Origin of the sequence: Streptomyces thermolilacinus SPC6, from assembly GCF_000478605.2 — a bacterium.
Taxonomy (GTDB): Bacteria; Actinomycetota; Actinomycetes; order Streptomycetales; family Streptomycetaceae; genus Streptomyces; species Streptomyces thermolilacinus.
The window spans coordinates 1712867-1733863 of the sequence record NZ_ASHX02000001.1 but is presented as its reverse complement, the minus strand read 5'-3'; the positions used below and the strand labels follow the sequence as shown (position 1 = coordinate 1733863).

Below are 20997 nucleotides of genomic sequence, written 5' to 3'. Positions count from 1 at the left end.
GATATGAGGAGAAATCCGCTCTCCCTCTTGTCGGTCGTGGTGGGCCTGGTGCTGACGGTCCTCCTGGCCCTCGCCCCCGGTGCGTCCGCGAAGGCGACCGACGGGGTGCGCGAGGCGGCCCAGGCGCTGCGCCAGGGCCCCGTGTACGTGCATCCGGACGCCGCCGCCGAGCTGCCGGCGCGCGAGGCGGAGGCGCTGGAGCGGAAGATCCTCCAGGCGGACAAGCCGCTGATGGTGGCCGTCCTGCCGGACACGGCGGAGTTCCCGGAGGACACGCTCCTGCGCGACCTGCGCACCCTGACGGGCGTGACCGGCGTGTACGCGGTCCGGCTGGGCGACGCCTTCGACGCGGGCGCCGACCGGGCGGTCATGGCCCCGCGCGCCGTGGACAACCTGGTCTCGGCCGTGCACCAGCCGGGCGTGGACGCGACGGCGGAGCTGAACGCGTTCGTCGACCAGGCCCTGCCTCAGCTGCGCGGTTCGGCGCCTTCCTCGTGGGAGGGCGTGCCCGGCGACGGCGCGCCGGTCGGCGGGCTCATCACCATCGGCGTGCTGTTCGCCCTGGTGGCGGGCGCCGTGTCCCTGACGACCGTCCGCACCCGCAACCGCAAGCGCGCCGAGGAGCTGGAGGCGCTGGAGAAGCTCCGCGTCGTCGTGGACGAGGACATCACCGCGTACGGCGAGGAGCTGGACCGGCTGGACTTCCACCCCGGCGACCCGTCCGCCGACGACGCGCAGCGCCGCGACTACGAGCACGCGCTCGACGCGTACGACAAGGCGAAGCAGCTCATGGCCGGGGCCCGTCATCCCCATGACGTCCGGGGCGTGACCGAGGCCCTCGCGGACGGCCGCCACGCGCTGGCCGTCCTCGCCGCCCGCCGCGAGGGCCGCCCGCTTCCCGAGCGGCGGGCACCCTGCTTCTTCGACCCGCGCCACGGCCCGTCCGTCACCGACCTGTCGTGGGCGCCGCACGGGGGCACGCCGCGCGAGGTGCCGGTGTGCGCGGCGGACGCGTCCCGCGTCAAGGCCGGCCAGGACCCGGCGTCCCGCCAGGTGGCCACGGAATTCGGCCCCCGCCCGTACTGGGAGGCGGGCCCGGCGTACGGTCCCTGGGCGGGCGGCTACTACGGCGGCGCGCTCCTGCCGGGCCTGCTGATCGGCACGATGCTCGGCACGACCCTGGCCACCCCGGCGTACGCGGCCGAGTACGGCGGCGAGGGCTTCGCGGGCGGCGACTTCTCCGGCGGCGACTTCAACGCGTCGGACTTCGGCGGCGACTTCGGCGGAGGCGGCGGCTGGGGCGGCGGCGACTTCGGAGGCGGCGGCTTCGGCGGAGGTGGCGACTTCGGAGGCGGGTTCTGAGGCGAGATGAGGCTCAACCTTTCCCCAAACGTACAGGTGGGTTTCTCCTGGGTACCTCGGAGGGCAAGCCGATGCGTTCCATTGTTCCTCCCAGCCAGTCCACCAAAAACTCAGTAAGAGTCCCCGTGTACTGCCACCAATCATCGTTGGTGGTACTTACCACTATGGTCCATGCATCGGGGTTCGTGTCATTGGTTCGCCAGTACAGGATGTCACCTGAGAAGGTGGTGGCAACAGGCAGGAGACCTCCAGGGGACGGGTACGGATTATACCCGTGTGACTCGTCAAGCTCGGACAGCTGAGCCAGGTCCTGAAGATCCTCAAGGAGGGAGTCGCAGAATGATTCCTCCCTCCCTGTGCGCGGGATGGATACGCTCAGGAATTCGTCCACCACAAACGACGGGTATGCCTCGGCGAGTTCTTTGTAATCTGAGGGAAGTTTCCCGAGGCGGTTCTCGATAGTGGACCAGTGAATTGTTCTGGGCTCTTGCGGTCTCTGTCGGGCCAAGTCCGGAAGAACCTCTTCGAGGCTGTTAAGCATCAGCAGCTCACCTGAAATTCGGGAATATTCTTAATGTAGACGTTGAACAGGGGGCCCGTCTTGGTTTTTGCTGTCATGGTTATCCCCTCGGGTATGAGTTTGTCGCTGTCCTTGTACCTCAGCTGGCCAGAGTACTCCACCCAAGTGCCCGTCTCGGCCTTGGCCATCCTATTTTCGCAGCGCTTCATTCCGCTGGTGTTCATGCGTGCGTAACCAGTAAACAGGTTCTCCGAGCGCCACGACCCATGGAAGCGATCTCCGAGGATGTGTGCTCTGTTGTAAATCGGCTTGTCGTTCTCGTCGAGATTGCTGCCCACAGGGAAGCCCGCCACGTGCACTTTTGCGCCATCGTCGCGCTGGCTACCGGTGGCTTTCAGGTCGGCAGGGCATATAAGTGCAGTTACGCCGGAGGGGCGCTTGCCGGCCTCCATGGGCTGATAACGGAACCGTTTTTCTCTGGGATTCTTACACGGATCATCGTTTGGGTCAGCTCCGGCAGGATTGCCGGGATTGGCGCCGGGGGCAGGTTGCGTTGCCGGGCCTTGGGCGGGGTCGTACTGGCTGTTTACTCCCGAAGCGAGCATCTCCAGGGCGCCCACTATGAGCTTCCATCCGTCCGATGGCTTCCAGCCCCGGGCTTGATGCCCCAGTCCGGCTTCGGCGTGGGGCGCGTCGGGGCAGGAACCGGGTGCTTGCCCTTGTTGGGGTTCTGCGGGATGGGAGGGCGCGGCGGACTGGTGATCACGCGGGGCTGCGGTTGGGCAGCCCGGTAGGTCCAGGAGCCGTTCCCGTACTGCCGTGTCTTCGGATACCAGGCGCTCCGGCTGCTGCTGCCTCCTCGGCTACTCGTCGCCGAGGATCCGGAACTACCGGCGCCGAAACGGGTGGCCGCTGCGGACATAGCCGCAGCTGCCGCGGAAGCGGCGCCTGCGTTGCCCAAGTCGTACAGACCACCTCGCGATGAGGACGATGATGAGGAAGAGGACGAGGAGGGCCAGGACCAGTCTCGATTCGACGCCCACTCCGCAGCGCCATACGCCCCGGCAGTGATGACCGTGGCGCCTCCCAGGGCTGCGGCGGCCTTCCATAGGGCGACGCCCCCGATCACGAGCGGGAAAATATGACCGGTGGGGTCGGTACCGTTGAGGGGCGAGCCGAAGCCGTAGGAGTAGCGGTGAGCCCGTCCGGACGACTGCGTCGGGTCCAGCAGCCAGGTGTCGCGGGAGGCGAAGGCTCCGGTGCCGGGCTGGTACCAGCGCGCCGCCATGTTGATGTCGCCGTTGGCCGGGTCGGTGTAGCCGGACTGGTATCCCAGGGACGGCGTAGTACCCGACTCGGCCTGCGGCTTGCCGAAGGGGTCGTACGACGTGGAGCCGCTCACCGCCGTCCCGTCGGCCGTCAGGGCGGCGACCACGTCGGTGTGCTGGTCCGTCAGGAGCCGCTGCCTCGTCGTGCCGGTCGCGGCGGCGACCAGTGTGCCGCCCGGGGTGCGGGTGTACGAGCTGGCCCCGTCCGACACCAGGTTGTTGCTCCCGCCGTCGTAGACGAACGCCGTCCCGTCGCGCGAGGCCATCCGGTCCAGGGAGTCGTACAGGTAGGTGGCGGTCCCGTCGGCGACCTTCCGCTCGAAGGCGTCGAACGTGAGGGTCCGCGCAGATCCACCGGAGGGCTGGACCGAGGCCAGGGTGCCCCGCGCCGTGTACGTGTACGTGCTCGTGCCGTCCGACAGGAGGCGGTTGCGCTCGTCGTACTGAGCGGCGGCGGCCGCGCCCGCGAGGGTGCGGTTGCCCGCGGCGTCCCAGGCGTACGGCGTCGTCGTCGCGCCGTTCGTGGCGGAGGTCATGCGGCCCGCCAGATCGTAGGCGTACGTCTGTACACCCGGGCCCGCCGTTCCCTCGGTCTCCTTCCGTACCAGGCGGCCGTCGGCGTCGTACCCGTACGCCAGGCGTGCCAGTGGCGTCGTGCCGGCGCTGGATACGGTGCGGTCCTCCGCCAGCCGGCCGAGGGCGTCATACGTGTACGCGCGTGTCCCCTCGGCGGACCACCCCGACCCGTCGGCCGTCGGTCGCCGGTACTCCTCCGCCGTCACCCGCCCGGCCGCGTCGTACGACATCACCGTCCGCGCGCCGGTCACCGGGTCGTCGGTGAGGCTCAGCCGACCGGCGACGTCGTAGCCGTACGCCGTGGTGCCCGCCCCATCGGTGCGGGCCGTCATGTTGCCGTCGTCGCCGTAGGTGTAGCGGGACGAACCCGCCGGGCCGTCGGCCCGCAGCAGCTGCCCTCGGTCGTTGTACGCGTAGGTGTTGCGCTGCGCGGCGTCGTGCGTGCCCGCAGCCGTCATCCGGCCCGCGAGGTCATAGGTGAAGACGCGGTCGATGGTGGTCGCCTCGGCGCCCGTGCCCGTCTCCCGGACCAGGCGATCCAGGCCGTCGTAGGAGCGCTGACGCTTCACACCACCAGGCAGCAGATCGGCCACGGAACGGCCCGCCGCGTCGTAGACGGTGGTCCAGGTCCGGTCGGCGGCCGCGGGATGGGCCGATGTCGCCGGTTCTATCGTCGCCTCGGGCATGCCCCAGGCGTTGAAGGTGTACACCGTGGTGTTGCCGCGGCCGTCGGTCAGACGCGTGCGGTTGCCCGTGGCGTCGTACCCGAAGGTCGTCGTGATGGACTCACCGTCCTTGACGGGCTCCACCATGCGGGTCGTCCGGCCCAAAGCGTCCACGGCGAACGTGGTGCGGGCCCCCGACGCCGTGACCGACGCCGTGAGATTGCCGTCGGCGTCGTACTCACGGGCCGTCGAGCGCAGCGGTGTGGTGCCCGTGCCGTAGTCCGTGGCCTACACCGGGAGACCCAGGGCGTCGTACTCGACGGTGCTCCTGCGGCCTGTCGGGTCCACCTCGGAGGTGGGTCGGCCCAGGCCGTCGTACACGAAACGGGTCACTCCGGACGCCGGGTCCGTGATGGTCAGCGGCTCGCCCGCGGCATTGTAGGTGGTCGTCGACGTACGGCCGAGGGGACTGGTGGACGCCGTCTGGCGGCCCGCGTCGTCCCAGGTGAAGCGCGTCGTGAGATTGCGGAGCTCCGGGTGGCGCTCGACGGTGGTGGCCGTCAGCATCCGCCCGAGTTCGTCGTACGTCGCCTCCGTGCGCGCGCCCGTCGGATCCGTGACGGAGAGCCCCGGGCCCGTCGGAGTCCAGGTGTAGCGCGTAACTCCGGCGCCCGCGAGGTCGGTGTTCTGGACGGTGAACTCGCTCGGCTGCTGCAGCGTCGCCGTGCCGCCCGCCACCGGATCGGTGCGCTGGACCAGATTGCTCAGCTGGTCGTATCCGTAGCGGGTTGTGCGGTTCAGCGCGTCGGTGACGGCTGTCGTGCGGTCGAGGGCGTCGTAGGTCGCCGTGATGACCGGCGTGAGCGGCTCGCTCGCCCCCAGCGGGGTGTACGCGGGCAGCCTGACGGCCGTGGTCCGGCCCACCTCGTCGTACACGGCCCTGGTCACGGCGCCCCGCTCGTCGCGTGTGGCGGTCGCCTCGCCGAAGGTGTTGTAACCCGTCACCGTGGTCGGCCGGGCCACCTGAGCCATGGCGCCGCCCTCTTCGACGGACACCGGCGGGGCCTTCGTCTCGACCAGACGGCCAAGCGAGTCGTACCGGTACGTTGTCGTGTGCGCGGCGGGGTCGACGCCGCTGAGCATGCCTCGCGGGCCGGTCTCCGACAGGAGCATGCCGCGCTGGTCATAGGTACTCACGGTGGACCTGGGCGTGCCGCTGCCGTCGCTGACCGTGCTGCGGACCGGGTTGCCGTCCACGTCGTAGTCGGTCGTGGACGTCAGGACGCGACCTGCTCCGTCGATGTTCGCCGTCGACGTCGTGACACGGTCGTCGGCGTCGTACGCGAAGGTCGTCGTGCGGGCCAGACCGTCGGGATCGAGCACACTGCGGGTGACCCGGCCGGTGGCGTCGACTGCCTGGACGGTCGTCACGGTCCCGCCCCCCGTCACCTGCCGTACCAGGTGACCGGCCCCGTCATAGGTGTTCGCCTCGAGGACGATGTCCCTGCGGGAGCCGTCCGACTGGGTCACCTGCCTGGCCGTGGTGGTGGCGGGCAGCCCGTCGTCGAAGTAGGTGTACGTAGTGGTGGCGCCCATCGGGTCCGTACGCGACGCCAGTCGTCCGGCGGGGTCGTACGTGAGGGATTCCAGAACCAGATCACACGGCTCGCCAGAGGGGGGGGGGGGGGGGGGGGTACGCACTCGTGTAGGTGGTCCCCATGGCGTCCGTCTGCTGGACGATCCTGCCGAGTCCGTCGTACAGGAACGACGTGCTGTGGCCCTCCGCGTTGGTGATGCGGTCCTGCAGGCCGTGAGCGTTGTAGTGGTAGGTCGTCGTCCGGGCGGCGTGGCCGCCGGTGGTGTCCTCCACCGTCTCGGTGAGCAGGGCGCCGTCGGCGTCGAATGTGCGGCTGATCTTGGCGGTGTGGGTGGCTCCGGTGATCTCGTTCCGCACGCCGGCCCCGGTCTCCACCACGACGTTCGACTGTGTGTCGTACGCGAATGTGATGGTGACGCCTGAGGGGACGAGTCGGATACCTGCGTCTCGGAGATTTTCCGGCCGAGGCCGTCGTAGGCGAAGGCCGTGCTCAGACCGGACGGCGAGACGACACGCGCCAGATCGCCGTTGGCGTAGTAGGCGTACTTGGTGGTCGCACCGCCCGGAGTCCTCTCCTCGGCGACCAGGCCTGCGGGCGCCATGCCTCCACCCACGGCGCTCTCCGAGCCGGTCGTGTAGGCGATGGTGCCGGTGCGCCCGTCGGCCAGCCGCGTGGAGGTGGGCAGCCCAAGGCTGTTGTACGAGTGGGTGGTGCGGTAGCGCGTGTCACCACTCGCCGTTGAGCGGCCGTCGGATGTGGTGAGGAGCTTGCCGTTGAGCGGGTCGAGCGGTTCGTTCTCACTGCGGTGGTATGTCGCGAACGAGGTCCAGCAGGAGTCCGCGTCGCGGCACGTCGTACGTGTCACGGGGTTGCCCGACGCGTCATGCCCCGTGATCACGACATGGCCGTTCGGGTCGGTGACGGTGTGGAGGAAGCCGCCGGTGTCGTAGCTGTACGAGGTGGTGCCGCCCTCCGCGTCCGTCACGCGGAGCACTCGTCCCCCGCGCAGGGCGTCGTACGTCGTGCTGGTGGCGTGCCCGGCCGGGTCGGTGACCGTGACGGTGGCCGCCAGCGCGGAGGCCGAGCTGCGTGCGTGCGCCGCGTAGTGCGTGGCCACCTGTTCGGCGGACAGGGCGTGGTCGTAGAAGGCGGCCTCGTCGATGTCGCCGGAGTAGTGGTAGGTGCCCTCCGCGACTCCCGTCCAGCCGGGGCTGGTGTAGCCCGCTCCCCAATAGGCGTACGGGAGTGTCTGGTCGATGAGTGTCCCGGTCAGCGAGCCGATCGGCGCCCCGTCGAGGTACAGCTGATGGGCCGTCCCCGAACCGGTCAGCACGACGTGGTGCCACTGGCCGTCTGTGACGCTGCCCGAGGAGGTGACCGGCGTGGGGGCGTTGTCGCCCATCACGAGGCGGCCCCGCAGCTTTCCGGACGAGTCGATGCTGAGCAGCGGCCGCCAGTTCGTCGGCTTCTGGCCGAGGGGGAGCCCAGCAGGACCGCGTTCGCCTTCTTCGTGCGGAACCACAGTTCCATGGCGAGGCTGGTGCGGCCGGCGAGTGATTCACCAGGAACCGCGACACTGCCGCTTCCGCCGAAGTAGACGGACGGATTGTCGCCTCGACCGAAGATGCCTGCCGCGCCCAGGGTCACCCCGTTGTAGGTGCCGCTGGCGTGTCCGTCCGCCACGGCGCTGCGGGCGGTCGTTCCGGTGCTCTCGTCGAAGCGCCAGTAGGCGGAGGGGCCGTCTGCGACGACCGTGCCGCGGTACTGGAATCCGTTGCCTCGGACGAGTCCTGTCCGTGCCCGGAAGTGACTGGCCACGGCGGCGGCGTCGAGGGGGCGGTCGTAGACGGCGACCTCGTCGATCTGACCGGGGAAGAAGCTCACGTCACCGGGGGTCGAGGGCCATCCCTTGGCGAAGCCACCGCCGATGTAGGTGTACTTGTTCGCCTGGTGGTTCAGGGTGGCATTCAGCGTGCCCTGCTTGATGCCGTCCAGATAAAGCGTCTGGACATCGCCAGAAGCCGAGACCACCGCGTGGTGCCATTCACCGTCGGTGACGGTGGAGACGGAGGCAAGCGGAGTCGTGGTCAGGGCCGGCACCGTGTAGAACTTGCCGTGGAGCTTGTTGTCGGTCCCCACGTAGAGAAGGGGCGTCCAGCCACCGGTGGATGTCGTCGCCCCGCCCAGGGGCGCGCCCTGGTCTCCGACCAGCACGCCGGGTTCGCTGGTGCGGAACCAGAGTTCCACCGCCAGGTCGGTGCCGCGGCGCAGCACATCTCCGGGAATCTCCGCGTACGCGCCCGGCCCGAAGCCGGCTGCCGTGTCGTCACCGTCGGCGAAGGCGCCCGGGAGGCCGAGGTCCACCCCGCCCTGGTAGGAACCGTCCGTCGCGTCACCCGTCTCGCTTCGCACAACGGCTCCGCTGCGCTCGTTGAGTCGCCAGTAGGCGGCCGGGGTCGACGTGCCCACCGCGTGCGCGTAGGCGGCGGATCCGCTGCTGAAAGCCTCGTGGGAAACCCTCCAGACACCGCCGTTCTCATCGGTGGTGCTGGTCAGTCGCCCGCTTGCGGAGTCGTACTCCGCTGTGGCGTGGGTGCGGCCGGAGGGCAGCACGACCTTGTTCATCATGCCCGTGGCGTGCCGTGCCGAGAAGTGCTCGGCGATCGTGGCCGGGTCGAGGGCGTGATGGTAGACGGCGACATCGTCGATGGCACCCTCGAAATAGTGAGTGCCGGCCGGGACACCCATCCAGCCCTCGTTGCCCCAGCCCGCACCGACGTAGGCGTAGTGACCGTCGCGTGCCTGGACGGTGCCGGTCAGGCTGCCGACCTTGGCGCCGTCCAGGTACAGCGTCTGCGCGGTGGCGGTGCTGGTGAGCACCACGTGGTGCCACGCACCGTCCGTGACCGACTGCGTGGACACGATGGGCTTCGTGCCGCCGTATTCGACCGTGTAGTGCCCCGCCCACCGGGCCGGTAACGCCCAGCGCCCACCTCGCCGCCGGGGCGGCGGGGGGCGCTATGGGCGGGGTGGTGCGGCAGGCGGCGGGTGCTTACGCCGCGCGGATCGCGGAGATCTCGAACGTCAGCTTGATCTTGTCGCTGACCAGCACGCCACCGGTCTCCAGGGCCGCGTTCCAGGTCAGGCCCCAGTCGGAGCGCAGGATCTCGGCCTTGCCCTCGAAGCCGACGCGCTCGTTGCCGAACGGGTCCTTCGCGGCGCCGTTGAACTCCAGGTCGATGCTGACCGGGCGGGTCACGCCCTTGATCGTCAGGTCGCCGTTGATCCGGTAGTCCGAGCCGCCCAGCGCCTCGGCGGAGGTGGAGCGGAACGTCATGAGCGGGAACTGCTCCACGTCGAAGAAGTCGGCCGCGCGCAGGTGGCCGTCGCGGTCGGCGCTGCCCGTGTCGACGGACGCCATCGTGACGTCGATCGACGCGGACGACGCGGCCGGGTCCGAGCCGTCCAGCACGAGGGTGCCCTCGTAGTCGGTGAACGCCCCGCGGACGTTGGTCACCATGGCGTGGCGGGCGGTGAAGCCGATCGAGCTGTGCGCGGCGTCGATCCGGTACGTGCCGGTCAGCGCGGCGAGCGCCGGGTCCACGGCCGGGGCGGCGAGGGTGGCGGTGGCGGTCTTTGTGCCGGAGGTGCGGTTGAACAGGCCCATGGCGTTCTCCTCGTGAGGCGTTTCGTGCGTTCGTTGAACGTTGAACTACATCGACCATAGACCCATTCCGTTCAACTTTCAACTACTCGCGACGGGGGATCTCCCGGGGCTCCCGGTCCGCGTGGCTCAGCCCCTCCGCCCGGCGCCGGCCACCACAATCCGACCCGTGCCCGACTGCTCCCGCCGCGCCCTCGTCGCCGCCGCCGTCACGGCCGCGGCCACCGCCGCCCTCCCGGCCCCCGCCCGCGCCGCCGCCAGGGACCCGTACGCCCCCGACTACGACGCCCTGCGCCGACGCTGGCTCACCCTCCAGCTCGGCACCGGCCGCTACGACCCCGCCAACGAGCCGTACGCCACCCGCCTCGCCGCGACCGGCGCGCTCGCCGAGCGCTACCGGGCCACCATGGCGCCCGCCGCCCGGTCCCTCTGGCCCGGCGACCCCTTCGACCCGCCCTCCGGCGTCACCCGCTCCTACCGCCGCCTGTGGACCATGGCCCAGGCGTACGTCCAGCCCGCCACCGGCCACACCGGCGACCCCGCACTCCTCGACGCCGTCCGCACCGGCCTCGACCACCTCGCCGCCCGCGTCTACCACCCGGCCACCACCCCCTACGGCAACTGGTGGGAGTGGCGCGTCGGCAGCCCCCGCCTCCTTCTGGACACGGTCGCCGCCCTCCACGGCCACCTCGGCCCCGACCGGATCGCGGCCGCCTGCGCCGCCGTCGACCACTTCGTCCCGGACAGCGCCCTGCGCGACTACTCCGGCACCTCCACCGGCGCCAACCGCGTGGACCTGTGCCGCTCGGTCGCCCTGCGCGGCCTCCTCGGACGCCGCGCCGACAAGCTGGCCCTCGCCCGCGACGCGCTGTCCCCGGTCTTCCCGTACGTCACCGAGGGGGACGGGCTGTACGAGGACGGCAGCTTCATCCAGCACGGCGCCGTCCCGTACACCGGCACGTACGGCCAGGTCCTCCTCGACGGCCTCGCCCGCCTCTTCGCCCTCCTCGCCGGGAGCCCCTGGGAGGTCACCGACCCCGCGCGGCACACCGTCCTGGACGCGGTCGAGCGCGCGTACGCCCCGCTGCTGCGCAACGGCCTGATGATGGACGCCGTCAGCGGACGGGCCGTCAGCCGGGGCGTGCTGCGCGGCGAACCCGGCGTCCTGCGCGGCGACCACTACCACGGGCACGGGGTCGTCGCAGCGATCGCCCTCCTCGCCGAGAGCGCCGCCCCGCACCTCCAAAGCCGCTGGCACGCCCTGGTCAAGGGCTGGATCGCCCGCGACACGGTCAGCCCCGTCCTGACCTCGCCCCGCTTCGACGTCGCCGACCTCGCCCGTCTCAACGCCGTCGCCGCCGCGCCCGTGCCCGCCGCGCCCGAGCCGACCGGCCACACGCTCTTCGCCGCCATGGACCGGGCCGTCCACCACCGCCCCGGCTGGTCCGCCTGCGTCGCCATGGCCTCGCACCGCGTCGCCCACTACGAGTGCGGCAACGGCGAGAACCCGCGCGGCTGGCACACCGGCGCCGGGATGCTCACCTGGTGGGGGCCGGGCCCCGGCACCGCGGGCGACGGCCAGTACACCGACTGGTTCTGGCCCACCGTGGACCCGTACCGGCTGCCCGGCACGACCGTCTCCACCCGGCGCCTGCGCGACCGGGAGGGCGGCGAGTGGGGCGCGCCCCGGCCCGACGCGCGCTGGGTCGGGGGAGTGACGGACGGCGAGTACGCGGCGATCGGCCAGCACCTGCGCGGCCTCGGCTCCACCCTGGAGGCCCGCAAGGCGTGGTTCTTCACCGACGACGCCGTCATCTGCCTGGGCGCGGGCATCAGTTGCGCCGACGGCGTCCCCGTCGAGACGGTCGTGGACAACCGGAACCTCGGCGAGGACGGTGACGCGCGGTTCACGACGGGACCCGGCTGGGCGCACCTCGAAGGCCACGGCGGCTGGATCTTCCCGCCCGGCCCCGCGCCGTACGACCCGCCGCGCCCCGCACCGTACGACTCGCCCGGCCCCCCGCCGCACGACGCACACAGCCCCGTACCGCACCACCGCCACGACCCGCACCACCGCCACGCCCAGCACACCCCCGCCCTCCGCACCCTCCGCGAGGACCGCACCGGTGCCTGGCGCGACATCAACACCGCATCCAGCGCCGAGCGCCGCACCCGCCGCTACCAGACCCTCTGGCTCGACCACGGCACCGACCCCGCCGACACGGCGTACGCCTATCTGGTGATGCCCGGCGCCGGCCGACGCACCGTCGCCGCCCGCGCCGCCGACGCGCGCCGGCTGGAGGTCCTCGACAACACCGCCGCCCACCAGTCCGTCCGCCTCCGCGCCCTCGGCCTCACCTTCGCCCACTTCTGGCGCCCCGGCACGACGGGGCCCCTCACCGCCACCGCCCCCGCATCGGTCCTCGTACGGCGGCGCGGCCGCACCGCCACCCTCCACATCGCCGAGCCGGCCCGTACCGGCCGCCCCCTGGAGATCACCTGGCACCGCCCGGTCCACCGTGTCCTCGTCCACGACCCGGCCGTCCGGGTACTCTCCACGCGGCCCGCGCTGCGCCTGCGGATCACCCCGGGCACCGCCTGCGCCCCGCACCGGTGCGAGGTGGCGCTCCCCCGGCCGGGTGACATCCCCGACCAGCCGCCCTTGTAGGGAGCCCACAACACCGTGGGGCCAAAAGCTGGTACTTCGCCTGCCCCCCGATACGGTTCTGTTCAGGGCGCACAGCAGATCAGTCCGGAGACTGTACGGAGTCAACGGCGGGATTTGCTTGGTCGGCTCCGTAGGGTCGGTGCATGACCGTTGTGGACGAAACCCAGGGAGAGCCCGCCGACGCCCGCGGGCGTGTGGCCGAGCTGCACGCCCTGCGCGAGGAGGCCCGTCGCGGCCCGAGTGAGCGCGCCACCGAGGCGCAGCACGCCAAGGGCAAGCTGACCGCCCGGGAGCGCATCGACCTCCTGCTGGACGAGGGGTCGTTCCGGGAGGTCGAGCAGCTGCGCCGGCACCGGGCGACCGGATTCGGCCTGGAGAACAAGAAGCCCTACACCGACGGTGTCATCACCGGCTGGGGCACGGTGGACGGCCGTACCGTCTTCGTCTACGCGCACGACTTCCGCATCTTCGGCGGCGCACTCGGCGAGGCCCACGCCACCAAGATCCACAAGATCATGGACATGGCCATCGCGGCCGGCGCCCCGCTCGTCTCGCTCAACGACGGCGCGGGCGCCCGCATCCAGGAGGGCGTCTCCGCCCTCGCCGGGTACGGCGGCATCTTCCAGCGCAACACGAAGGCGTCCGGCGTCATCCCGCAGATCTCGGTGATGCTCGGCCCCTGCGCCGGCGGCGCGGCCTACAGCCCCGCCCTCACGGACTTCGTCTTCATGGTCCGCGACACCTCGCAGATGTTCATCACCGGACCCGACGTCGTGAAGGCCGTCACCGGCGAGGAGATCACCCAGAACGGGCTCGGCGGCGCCGACGTCCACGCGGAGACCTCCGGCGTCGCGCACTTCGCCTACGACGACGAGGAGACCTGCATCGCGGAGGTCCGCTACCTCCTGTCGATGCTGCCCTCCAACAACCGCGAGAACCCGCCCGTCCACCCCAGCGACGACCCCGCCGACCGGCGCGGCGACGTGCTGCTGGACCTGGTGCCCGCCGACGGCAACCGGCCGTACGACATGCACAAGGTCATCGAGGAGATCGTCGACGACGGCGACTACCTGGAGATCCACGAGCGCTGGGCGCGCAACATCGTCTGCGCCCTCGCCCGCCTCGACGGCCAGGTCGTCGGCATCGTCGCGAACCAGCCGCAGACCCTCGCCGGGGTCCTGGACATCGAGGCGTCCGAGAAGGCCGCCCGCTTCGTCCAGATGTGCGACGCGTTCAACATCCCGATCCTCACGTTCCTCGACGTGCCCGGCTTCCTGCCCGGCGTGGACCAGGAGCACGGCGGCATCATCCGCCACGGCGCGAAGCTGCTGTACGCGTACTGCAACGCCACCGTCCCGCGCATCTCGCTGATCCTGCGCAAGGCGTACGGCGGCGCGTACATCGTCATGGACTCCCAGTCCATCGGCGCCGACCTCACGTACGCCTGGCCGACCAACGAGATCGCCGTCATGGGCGCCGAGGGCGCGGCCAACGTCATCTTCCGCCGCCAGATCGCCGACGCCGAGGACCCCGAGGCCATGCGCGCCCGCATGGTCAAGGAGTACAAGGCCGAGCTGATGCACCCGTACTACGCCGCCGAGCGCGGCCTCGTGGACGACGTCATCGACCCGGCCGAGACCCGCGAGGTCCTCATCAAGTCCCTCGCGATGCTCCGCACCAAGCACGCCGACCTGCCGTCCCGCAAGCACGGCAATCCGCCGCAGTAAGAGGAGCCCACACACGTGACCACACCCCTGGCAGACGCCTCCCTCCTGCGGGTCGAGAAGGGCCACGCCGCGCCCGAGGAGCTCGCCGCGCTCACCGCGGTCATCCTCGCCCGCGCCAACGCCCGCCCCGCCGCCGCCCCGGCGCACCGCACCCGCTCCACGGCCGGCTGGCGCCGCCTGGAGCGCCAGTCCGGTTTCCGCGCCGCCCACTCCTGGCAGCGCTGACCGCACCGGCCGCACCGGCCGCCGGGCATCCGAAGGGCCCCGCACTCGCTCCCGAGTGCGGGGCCCTTCGCCGTACCCCCGAAGCGCGATGCCGTGCCTACGGCGAAGGCCCGCCGCACCGGTGACGGTTCGACGGGCCTTCGAAGTGCGAAGCGCGCGGCGTAACTTACCGGGGCGGTGAAGCCGATCGAGCTGTGCGCGGCGTCGATCCGGTACGTGCCGGTCAGCGCGGCGAGCGCCGGGTCCACGGCCGGGGCGGCGAGGGTGGCGGTGGCGGTCTTTGTGCCGGAGGTGCGGTTGAACAGGCCCATGGCGTTCTCCTCGTGAGGCGTTTCGTGCGTTCGTTGAACGTTGAACTACATCGACCATAGACCCATTCCGTTCAACTTTCAACTACTCGCGACGGGGGATCTCCCGGGGCTCCCGGTCCGCGTGGCTCAGCCCCTCCGCCCGGCGCCGGCCACCACAATCCGACCCGTGCCCGACTGCTCCCGCCGCGCCCTCGTCGCCGCCGCCGTCACGGCCGCGGCCACCGCCGCCCTCCCGGCCCCCGCCCGCGCCGCCGCCAGGGACCCGTACGCCCCCGACTACGACGCCCTGCGCCGACGCTGGCTCACCCTCCAGCTCGGCACCGGCCGCTACGACCCCGCCAACGAGCCGTACGCCACCCGCCTCGCCGCGACCGGCGCGCTCGCCGAGCGCTACCGGGCCACCATGGCGCCCGCCGCCCGGTCCCTCTGGCCCGGCGACCCCTTCGACCCGCCCTCCGGCGTCACCCGCTCCTACCGCCGCCTGTGGACCATGGCCCAGGCGTACGTCCAGCCCGCCACCGGCCACACCGGCGACCCCGCACTCCTCGACGCCGTCCGCACCGGCCTCGACCACCTCGCCGCCCGCGTCTACCACCCGGCCACCACCCCCTACGGCAACTGGTGGGAGTGGCGCGTCGGCAGCCCCCGCCTCCTTCTGGACACGGTCGCCGCCCTCCACGGCCACCTCGGCCCCGACCGGATCGCGGCCGCCTGCGCCGCCGTCGACCACTTCGTCCCGGACAGCGCCCTGCGCGACTACTCCGGCACCTCCACCGGCGCCAACCGCGTGGACCTGTGCCGCTCGGTCGCCCTGCGCGGCCTCCTCGGACGCCGCGCCGACAAGCTGGCCCTCGCCCGCGACGCGCTGTCCCCGGTCTTCCCGTACGTCACCGAGGGGGACGGGCTGTACGAGGACGGCAGCTTCATCCAGCACGGCGCCGTCCCGTACACCGGCACGTACGGCCAGGTCCTCCTCGACGGCCTCGCCCGCCTCTTCGCCCTCCTCGCCGGGAGCCCCTGGGAGGTCACCGACCCCGCGCGGCACACCGTCCTGGACGCGGTCGAGCGCGCGTACGCCCCGCTGCTGCGCAACGGCCTGATGATGGACGCCGTCAGCGGACGGGCCGTCAGCCGGGGCGTGCTGCGCGGCGAACCCGGCGTCCTGCGCGGCGACCACTACCACGGGCACGGGGTCGTCGCAGCGATCGCCCTCCTCGCCGAGAGCGCCGCCCCGCACCTCCAAAGCCGCTGGCACGCCCTGGTCAAGGGCTGGATCGCCCGCGACACGGTCAGCCCCGTCCTGACCTCGCCCCGCTTCGACGTCGCCGACCTCGCCCGTCTCAACGCCGTCGCCGCCGCGCCCGTGCCCGCCGCGCCCGAGCCGACCGGCCACACGCTCTTCGCCGCCATGGACCGGGCCGTCCACCACCGCCCCGGCTGGTCCGCCTGCGTCGCCATGGCCTCGCACCGCGTCGCCCACTACGAGTGCGGCAACGGCGAGAACCCGCGCGGCTGGCACACCGGCGCCGGGATGCTCACCTGGTGGGGGCCGGGCCCCGGCACCGCGGGCGACGGCCAGTACACCGACTGGTTCTGGCCCACCGTGGACCCGTACCGGCTGCCCGGCACGACCGTCTCCACCCGGCGCCTGCGCGACCGGGAGGGCGGCGAGTGGGGCGCGCCCCGGCCCGACGCGCGCTGGGTCGGGGGAGTGACGGACGGCGAGTACGCGGCGATCGGCCAGCACCTGCGCGGCCTCGGCTCCACCCTGGAGGCCCGCAAGGCGTGGTTCTTCACCGACGACGCCGTCATCTGCCTGGGCGCGGGCATCAGTTGCGCCGACGGCGTCCCCGTCGAGACGGTCGTGGACAACCGGAACCTCGGCGAGGACGGTGACGCGCGGTTCACGACGGGACCCGGCTGGGCGCACCTCGAAGGCCACGGCGGCTGGATCTTCCCGCCCGGCCCCGCGCCGTACGACCCGCCGCGCCCCGCACCGTACGACTCGCCCGGCCCCCCGCCGCACGACGCACACAGCCCCGTACCGCACCACCGCCACGACCCGCACCACCGCCACGCCCAGCACACCCCCGCCCTCCGCACCCTCCGCGAGGACCGCACCGGTGCCTGGCGCGACATCAACACCGCATCCAGCGCCGAGCGCCGCACCCGCCGCTACCAGACCCTCTGGCTCGACCACGGCACCGACCCCGCCGACACGGCGTACGCCTATCTGGTGATGCCCGGCGCCGGCCGACGCACCGTCGCCGCCCGCGCCGCCGACGCGCGCCGGCTGGAGGTCCTCGACAACACCGCCGCCCACCAGTCCGTCCGCCTCCGCGCCCTCGGCCTCACCTTCGCCCACTTCTGGCGCCCCGGCACGACGGGGCCCCTCACCGCCACCGCCCCCGCATCGGTCCTCGTACGGCGGCGCGGCCGCACCGCCACCCTCCACATCGCCGAGCCGGCCCGTACCGGCCGCCCCCTGGAGATCACCTGGCACCGCCCGGTCCACCGTGTCCTCGTCCACGACCCGGCCGTCCGGGTACTCTCCACGCGGCCCGCGCTGCGCCTGCGGATCACCCCGGGCACCGCCTGCGCCCCGCACCGGTGCGAGGTGGCGCTCCCCCGGCCGGGTGACATCCCCGACCAGCCGCCCTTGTAGGGAGCCCACAACACCGTGGGGCCAAAAGCTGGTACTTCGCCTGCCCCCCGATACGGTTCTGTTCAGGGCGCACAGCAGATCAGTCCGGAGACTGTACGGAGTCAACGGCGGGATTTGCTTGGTCGGCTCCGTAGGGTCGGTGCATGACCGTTGTGGACGAAACCCAGGGAGAGCCCGCCGACGCCCGCGGGCGTGTGGCCGAGCTGCACGCCCTGCGCGAGGAGGCCCGTCGCGGCCCGAGTGAGCGCGCCACCGAGGCGCAGCACGCCAAGGGCAAGCTGACCGCCCGGGAGCGCATCGACCTCCTGCTGGACGAGGGGTCGTTCCGGGAGGTCGAGCAGCTGCGCCGGCACCGGGCGACCGGATTCGGCCTGGAGAACAAGAAGCCCTACACCGACGGTGTCATCACCGGCTGGGGCACGGTGGACGGCCGTACCGTCTTCGTCTACGCGCACGACTTCCGCATCTTCGGCGGCGCACTCGGCGAGGCCCACGCCACCAAGATCCACAAGATCATGGACATGGCCATCGCGGCCGGCGCCCCGCTCGTCTCGCTCAACGACGGCGCGGGCGCCCGCATCCAGGAGGGCGTCTCCGCCCTCGCCGGGTACGGCGGCATCTTCCAGCGCAACACGAAGGCGTCCGGCGTCATCCCGCAGATCTCGGTGATGCTCGGCCCCTGCGCCGGCGGCGCGGCCTACAGCCCCGCCCTCACGGACTTCGTCTTCATGGTCCGCGACACCTCGCAGATGTTCATCACCGGACCCGACGTCGTGAAGGCCGTCACCGGCGAGGAGATCACCCAGAACGGGCTCGGCGGCGCCGACGTCCACGCGGAGACCTCCGGCGTCGCGCACTTCGCCTACGACGACGAGGAGACCTGCATCGCGGAGGTCCGCTACCTCCTGTCGATGCTGCCCTCCAACAACCGCGAGAACCCGCCCGTCCACCCCAGCGACGACCCCGCCGACCGGCGCGGCGACGTGCTGCTGGACCTGGTGCCCGCCGACGGCAACCGGCCGTACGACATGCACAAGGTCATCGAGGAGATCGTCGACGACGGCGACTACCTGGAGATCCACGAGCGCTGGGCGCGCAACATCGTCTGCGCCCTCGCCCGCCTCGACGGCCAGGTCGTCGGCATCGTCGCGAACCAGCCGCAGACCCTCGCCGGGGTCCTGGACATCGAGGCGTCCGAGAAGGCCGCCCGCTTCGTCCAGATGTGCGACGCGTTCAACATCCCGATCCTCACGTTCCTCGACGTGCCCGGCTTCCTGCCCGGCGTGGACCAGGAGCACGGCGGCATCATCCGCCACGGCGCGAAGCTGCTGTACGCGTACTGCAACGCCACCGTCCCGCGCATCTCGCTGATCCTGCGCAAGGCGTACGGCGGCGCGTACATCGTCATGGACTCCCAGTCCATCGGCGCCGACCTCACGTACGCCTGGCCGACCAACGAGATCGCCGTCATGGGCGCCGAGGGCGCGGCCAACGTCATCTTCCGCCGCCAGATCGCCGACGCCGAGGACCCCGAGGCCATGCGCGCCCGCATGGTCAAGGAGTACAAGGCCGAGCTGATGCACCCGTACTACGCCGCCGAGCGCGGCCTCGTGGACGACGTCATCGACCCGGCCGAGACCCGCGAGGTCCTCATCAAGTCCCTCGCGATGCTCCGCACCAAGCACGCCGACCTGCCGTCCCGCAAGCACGGCAATCCGCCGCAGTAAGAGGAGCCCACACACGTGACCACACCCCTGGCAGACGCCTCCCTCCTGCGGGTCGAGAAGGGCCACGCCGCGCCCGAGGAGCTCGCCGCGCTCACCGCGGTCATCCTCGCCCGCGCCAACGCCCGCCCCGCCGCCGCCCCGGCGCACCGCACCCGCTCCACGGCCGGCTGGCGCCGCCTGGAGCGCCAGTCCGGTTTCCGCGCCGCCCACTCCTGGCAGCGCTGACCGCACCGGCCGCACCGGCCGCCGGGCATCCGAAGGGCCCCGCACTCGCTCCCGAGTGCGGGGCCCTTCGCCGTACCCCCGAAGCGCGATGCCGTGCCTACGGCGAAGGCCCGCCGCACCGGTGACGGTTCGACGGGCCTTCGAAGTGCGAAGCGCGCGGCGTAACTTACCGCAGTCGTGCCATGAGGGCGTGTTCGACGAGGGTGATGAGGGCGCTCTTGGCGTCCGCGCGGTGGCGGGCGTCGGTGGTGATGATGGGGGTGTCGGGGCCGATCTGGAGTGCTTCGCGTACTTCGTCGGGGGTGTAGGGCTGGTGTCCGTCGAAGCCGTTGAGGGCGATGACGAAGGGGAGGCCGCTGTTCTCGAAGTAGTCGACGGCGGGGAAGCAGTCGGCGAGGCGTCGGGTGTCGACGAGTACGACGGCTCCGATGGCGCCGCGTACGAGGTCGTCCCACATGAACCAGAAGCGGTCCTGTCCGGGGGTGCCGAACAGGTAGAGGATCAGGTCCTGGTCCAGGGTGATCCGGCCGAAGTCCATGGCGACGGTCGTCGTCGTCTTGTCGCCGGTGTGGGTGAGGTCGTCGATGCCCGCGGACGCGGACGTCATGACGGCCTCGGTACGCAGCGGGTTGATCTCCGAGACGGCGCCGACGAACGTGGTCTTGCCCACGCCGAAGCCGCCCGCCACCACGATCTTCGCGCTGGTAGKYSMRSSYYCKSCSRSGKCSGCRCCGSMGCTAGAGMWTKCSAMGKCSMMTRMGSMCSMKKKSGAKCRGMGKMRCAKYSSSSGTRSCRYCKSSSYCWCCGKWYYCTKGSWKSTSGATCRCSMMCAKSCCSGCCWSMKCCRSGTSGKSGMYGMGRRTCMGRSYSMCMCSGAKCGGCAKCSRCRRCRGSRCCKMSRCCKYGGYSGACCRMCWKCRCCTCGAYGGCASAGSTGGYASMTSSGCYGGTGCTCSGGSMGCMSGTCATGGCGAKRYGCGACGGRYCRGCGSGTYGTGGRCACCMSCGCCTCGCACYSGCGRSCTSRTRSCKGSGMCGGSTSCKGCCGCMGGTCATSGCGTAGSGMSGCAYCWGCGGCTGMTSRYMKKSMWGCYSGTAMSMGSCSTCGTCCGMSTGRCGACCCGWRSGGAAGTCGTGAGWGGYKGKGGGCGKKGYCATSMMTSCWCCTGGTCGWGACASCTWSGTASGKSTGCGTGTCCGYCYGRSKGTGTAGCCRSTKKKSSKCCTSSGWSKGSCGKYCGMCGGTSYAKATSACGGTGTGGAGYSGCRCACAYSGCRMCAGKMRGGYRCGGWGGSGMGWACMCGCMYGGYCGKKMTGCTAGTKGAGMAGRCTGCCYTGSAGYTCCGCGCGSAGRTCCGGGGTGAGGACRSTGCCSGCKCGGTCCACSAGMAGCGCCATCTCGTARCCSACGAGGCCGATGTCGSMKTCSGGGTGGGCGAGSACGGCCAGCGACGAGCCGTCCGAGATGGACATGATGAAGAGGAAGCCGCGCTCCATCTCCACCACGGTCTGGTTSACCRGMCCGCCCTCGAAGATGCGGGACGCGCCCGCGGTCAGMGAGGTCAGGCCGGACGCGACGGCGGCCAGCTGGTCGGCACGGTCCCGGGGGAAACCCTCGGACATCGCCAGCAGGAGTCCGTCGGCGGAGACCACCACCGTGTGCGACACCCCGGGGGTGTTGTCCACGAAATTGGTGATCAACCAGTTCAGATTCTGCGCCGCCTGGCTCATCGCG

General features: G+C 71.7%; 16 protein-coding genes and 3 pseudogenes. 7 read left to right on the top strand and 12 right to left on the bottom strand.

Annotation, left to right across the window (positions count from 1 at the left end):
- Positions 1-3 precede the first annotated feature (3 nt).
- Positions 4-1362, top strand: coding sequence for a hypothetical protein (locus tag J116_RS07065; protein WP_028963780.1), 1359 nt, complete (start codon positions 4-6; stop codon positions 1360-1362).
- Between the two features lie 13 nt (positions 1363-1375).
- Here the strand turns inward: J116_RS07065 and J116_RS28370 are convergent, their stop codons facing one another.
- The 9 genes and pseudogenes from J116_RS28370 to J116_RS07040 all read right to left on the bottom strand — a co-directional run bounded on the left by J116_RS28370 (position 1376) and on the right by J116_RS07040 (position 9716).
- Positions 1376-1903: an SMI1/KNR4 family protein gene (locus J116_RS28370; protein WP_079147678.1), complete on the bottom strand. Its 528-nt coding sequence runs from the start codon at positions 1901-1903 to the stop codon at positions 1376-1378.
- Entirely contained in the window at positions 1903-2502 is a 600-nt protein-coding gene (locus tag J116_RS28365; protein ID WP_079147677.1) for a DNA/RNA non-specific endonuclease, read from the bottom strand. The genes J116_RS28370 and J116_RS28365 overlap by 1 nt, the downstream gene beginning before the upstream one ends.
- The gene (locus J116_RS07060; protein WP_079147676.1) at positions 2502-4625 is read right to left on the bottom strand and encodes an RHS repeat-associated core domain-containing protein; all 2124 of its coding nucleotides are present in this window, start codon (positions 4623-4625) and stop codon (positions 2502-2504) included. Before J116_RS07060 ends, J116_RS28365 begins: the two co-directional genes overlap by 1 nt.
- A gap of 114 nt (positions 4626-4739) precedes the next feature.
- Positions 4740-6047 carry an RHS repeat protein gene (locus J116_RS31585; RefSeq protein WP_023586385.1) on the bottom strand — a complete coding sequence of 436 codons (1308 nt, stop codon included), beginning with the start codon at positions 6045-6047 and terminating at the stop codon, positions 4740-4742.
- A gap of 61 nt (positions 6048-6108) precedes the next feature.
- Positions 6109-6426: an RHS repeat domain-containing protein gene (locus J116_RS30805; RefSeq protein ID WP_023586384.1), complete on the bottom strand. Its 318-nt coding sequence runs from the start codon at positions 6424-6426 to the stop codon at positions 6109-6111.
- Positions 6427-7220: 794 nt separating this feature from the next.
- Positions 7221-7451: pseudogene (locus J116_RS31580) on the bottom strand (LamG-like jellyroll fold domain-containing protein); the annotation flags it as partial.
- Positions 7451-8674 (bottom strand): LamG domain-containing protein, encoded by a 1224-nt coding sequence (locus tag J116_RS30800; protein ID WP_268810602.1) that lies wholly within the window; start codon positions 8672-8674, stop codon positions 7451-7453. The gene J116_RS30800 and the pseudogene J116_RS31580, both read right to left, overlap by 1 nt.
- 45 nt (positions 8675-8719) lie before the next feature.
- Positions 8720-8989: pseudogene (locus J116_RS31215) on the bottom strand (LamG-like jellyroll fold domain-containing protein); the annotation flags it as partial.
- A 112-nt stretch (positions 8990-9101) separates the two neighbouring features.
- Entirely contained in the window at positions 9102-9716 is a 615-nt protein-coding gene (locus J116_RS07040) for a YceI family protein (protein WP_023586381.1), read from the bottom strand.
- A 166-nt stretch (positions 9717-9882) separates the two neighbouring features.
- Here J116_RS07040 and J116_RS07035 point away from each other — a divergent pair, with 166 nt between their 5' ends.
- From J116_RS07035 to J116_RS07025, 3 genes are all read left to right on the top strand, one after another.
- Complete coding sequence (locus J116_RS07035) at positions 9883-12381, top strand: polysaccharide lyase 8 family protein (RefSeq protein ID WP_023586379.1); 2499 nt, start codon at positions 9883-9885, stop codon at positions 12379-12381.
- Positions 12382-12524: 143 nt separating this feature from the next.
- Positions 12525-14108 carry an acyl-CoA carboxylase subunit beta gene (locus J116_RS07030; protein ID WP_023586378.1) on the top strand — a complete coding sequence of 528 codons (1584 nt, stop codon included), beginning with the start codon at positions 12525-12527 and terminating at the stop codon, positions 14106-14108.
- A 15-nt stretch (positions 14109-14123) separates the two neighbouring features.
- Positions 14124-14333, top strand: coding sequence for an acyl-CoA carboxylase subunit epsilon (locus J116_RS07025; protein WP_023586377.1), 210 nt, complete (start codon positions 14124-14126; stop codon positions 14331-14333).
- Between the two features lie 176 nt (positions 14334-14509).
- Here the strand turns inward: J116_RS07025 and J116_RS30795 are convergent.
- Positions 14510-14644, bottom strand: a pseudogene (locus J116_RS30795) (YceI family protein); the annotation flags it as partial.
- 166 nt (positions 14645-14810) lie between these two features.
- Here J116_RS30795 and J116_RS07020 point away from each other — a divergent pair.
- From J116_RS07020 to J116_RS07010, 3 genes are all read left to right on the top strand, one after another.
- Positions 14811-17309: a polysaccharide lyase 8 family protein gene (locus tag J116_RS07020; RefSeq protein WP_023586379.1), complete on the top strand. Its 2499-nt coding sequence runs from the start codon at positions 14811-14813 to the stop codon at positions 17307-17309.
- A gap of 143 nt (positions 17310-17452) precedes the next feature.
- Positions 17453-19036: an acyl-CoA carboxylase subunit beta gene (locus J116_RS07015; protein WP_023586378.1), complete on the top strand. Its 1584-nt coding sequence runs from the start codon at positions 17453-17455 to the stop codon at positions 19034-19036.
- A 15-nt stretch (positions 19037-19051) separates the two neighbouring features.
- Complete coding sequence (locus tag J116_RS07010; protein WP_023586377.1) at positions 19052-19261, top strand: acyl-CoA carboxylase subunit epsilon; 210 nt, start codon at positions 19052-19054, stop codon at positions 19259-19261.
- Between the two features lie 166 nt (positions 19262-19427).
- On the opposite strand, the gene J116_RS07005 is transcribed toward J116_RS07010, so the two are convergent.
- Positions 19428-19955, bottom strand: a complete 528-nt coding sequence (locus tag J116_RS07005) for a GTP-binding protein (RefSeq protein WP_079147870.1) — start codon at positions 19953-19955, stop codon at positions 19428-19430.
- Between the two features lie 624 nt (positions 19956-20579).
- A complete protein-coding gene (locus J116_RS07000) occupies positions 20580-20993 on the bottom strand; it encodes a roadblock/LC7 domain-containing protein (protein WP_069818289.1) in 414 nt (137 codons plus the stop codon).
- Positions 20994-20997: the final 4 nt, after the last annotated feature.

Coding starts and splice junctions, on each gene's coding strand:
- J116_RS07065 (WP_028963780.1), top strand. CDS start 4: ATGAGGAGAAATCCGCTCTCCCTCTTGTCGGTCGTGGTGGGCCTGGTG.
- J116_RS28370 (WP_079147678.1), bottom strand. CDS start 1,903: ATGCTTAACAGCCTCGAAGAGGTTCTTCCGGACTTGGCCCGACAGAGA.
- J116_RS31585 (WP_023586385.1), bottom strand. CDS start 6,047: ATGGGCGCCACCACTACGTACACCTACTTCGACGACGGGCTGCCCGCC.
- J116_RS30800 (WP_268810602.1), bottom strand. CDS start 8,674: ATGAACAAGGTCGTGCTGCCCTCCGGCCGCACCCACGCCACAGCGGAG.
- J116_RS07040 (WP_023586381.1), bottom strand. CDS start 9,716: ATGGGCCTGTTCAACCGCACCTCCGGCACAAAGACCGCCACCGCCACC.
- J116_RS07030 (WP_023586378.1), top strand. CDS start 12,525: ATGACCGTTGTGGACGAAACCCAGGGAGAGCCCGCCGACGCCCGCGGG.
- J116_RS07015 (WP_023586378.1), top strand. CDS start 17,453: ATGACCGTTGTGGACGAAACCCAGGGAGAGCCCGCCGACGCCCGCGGG.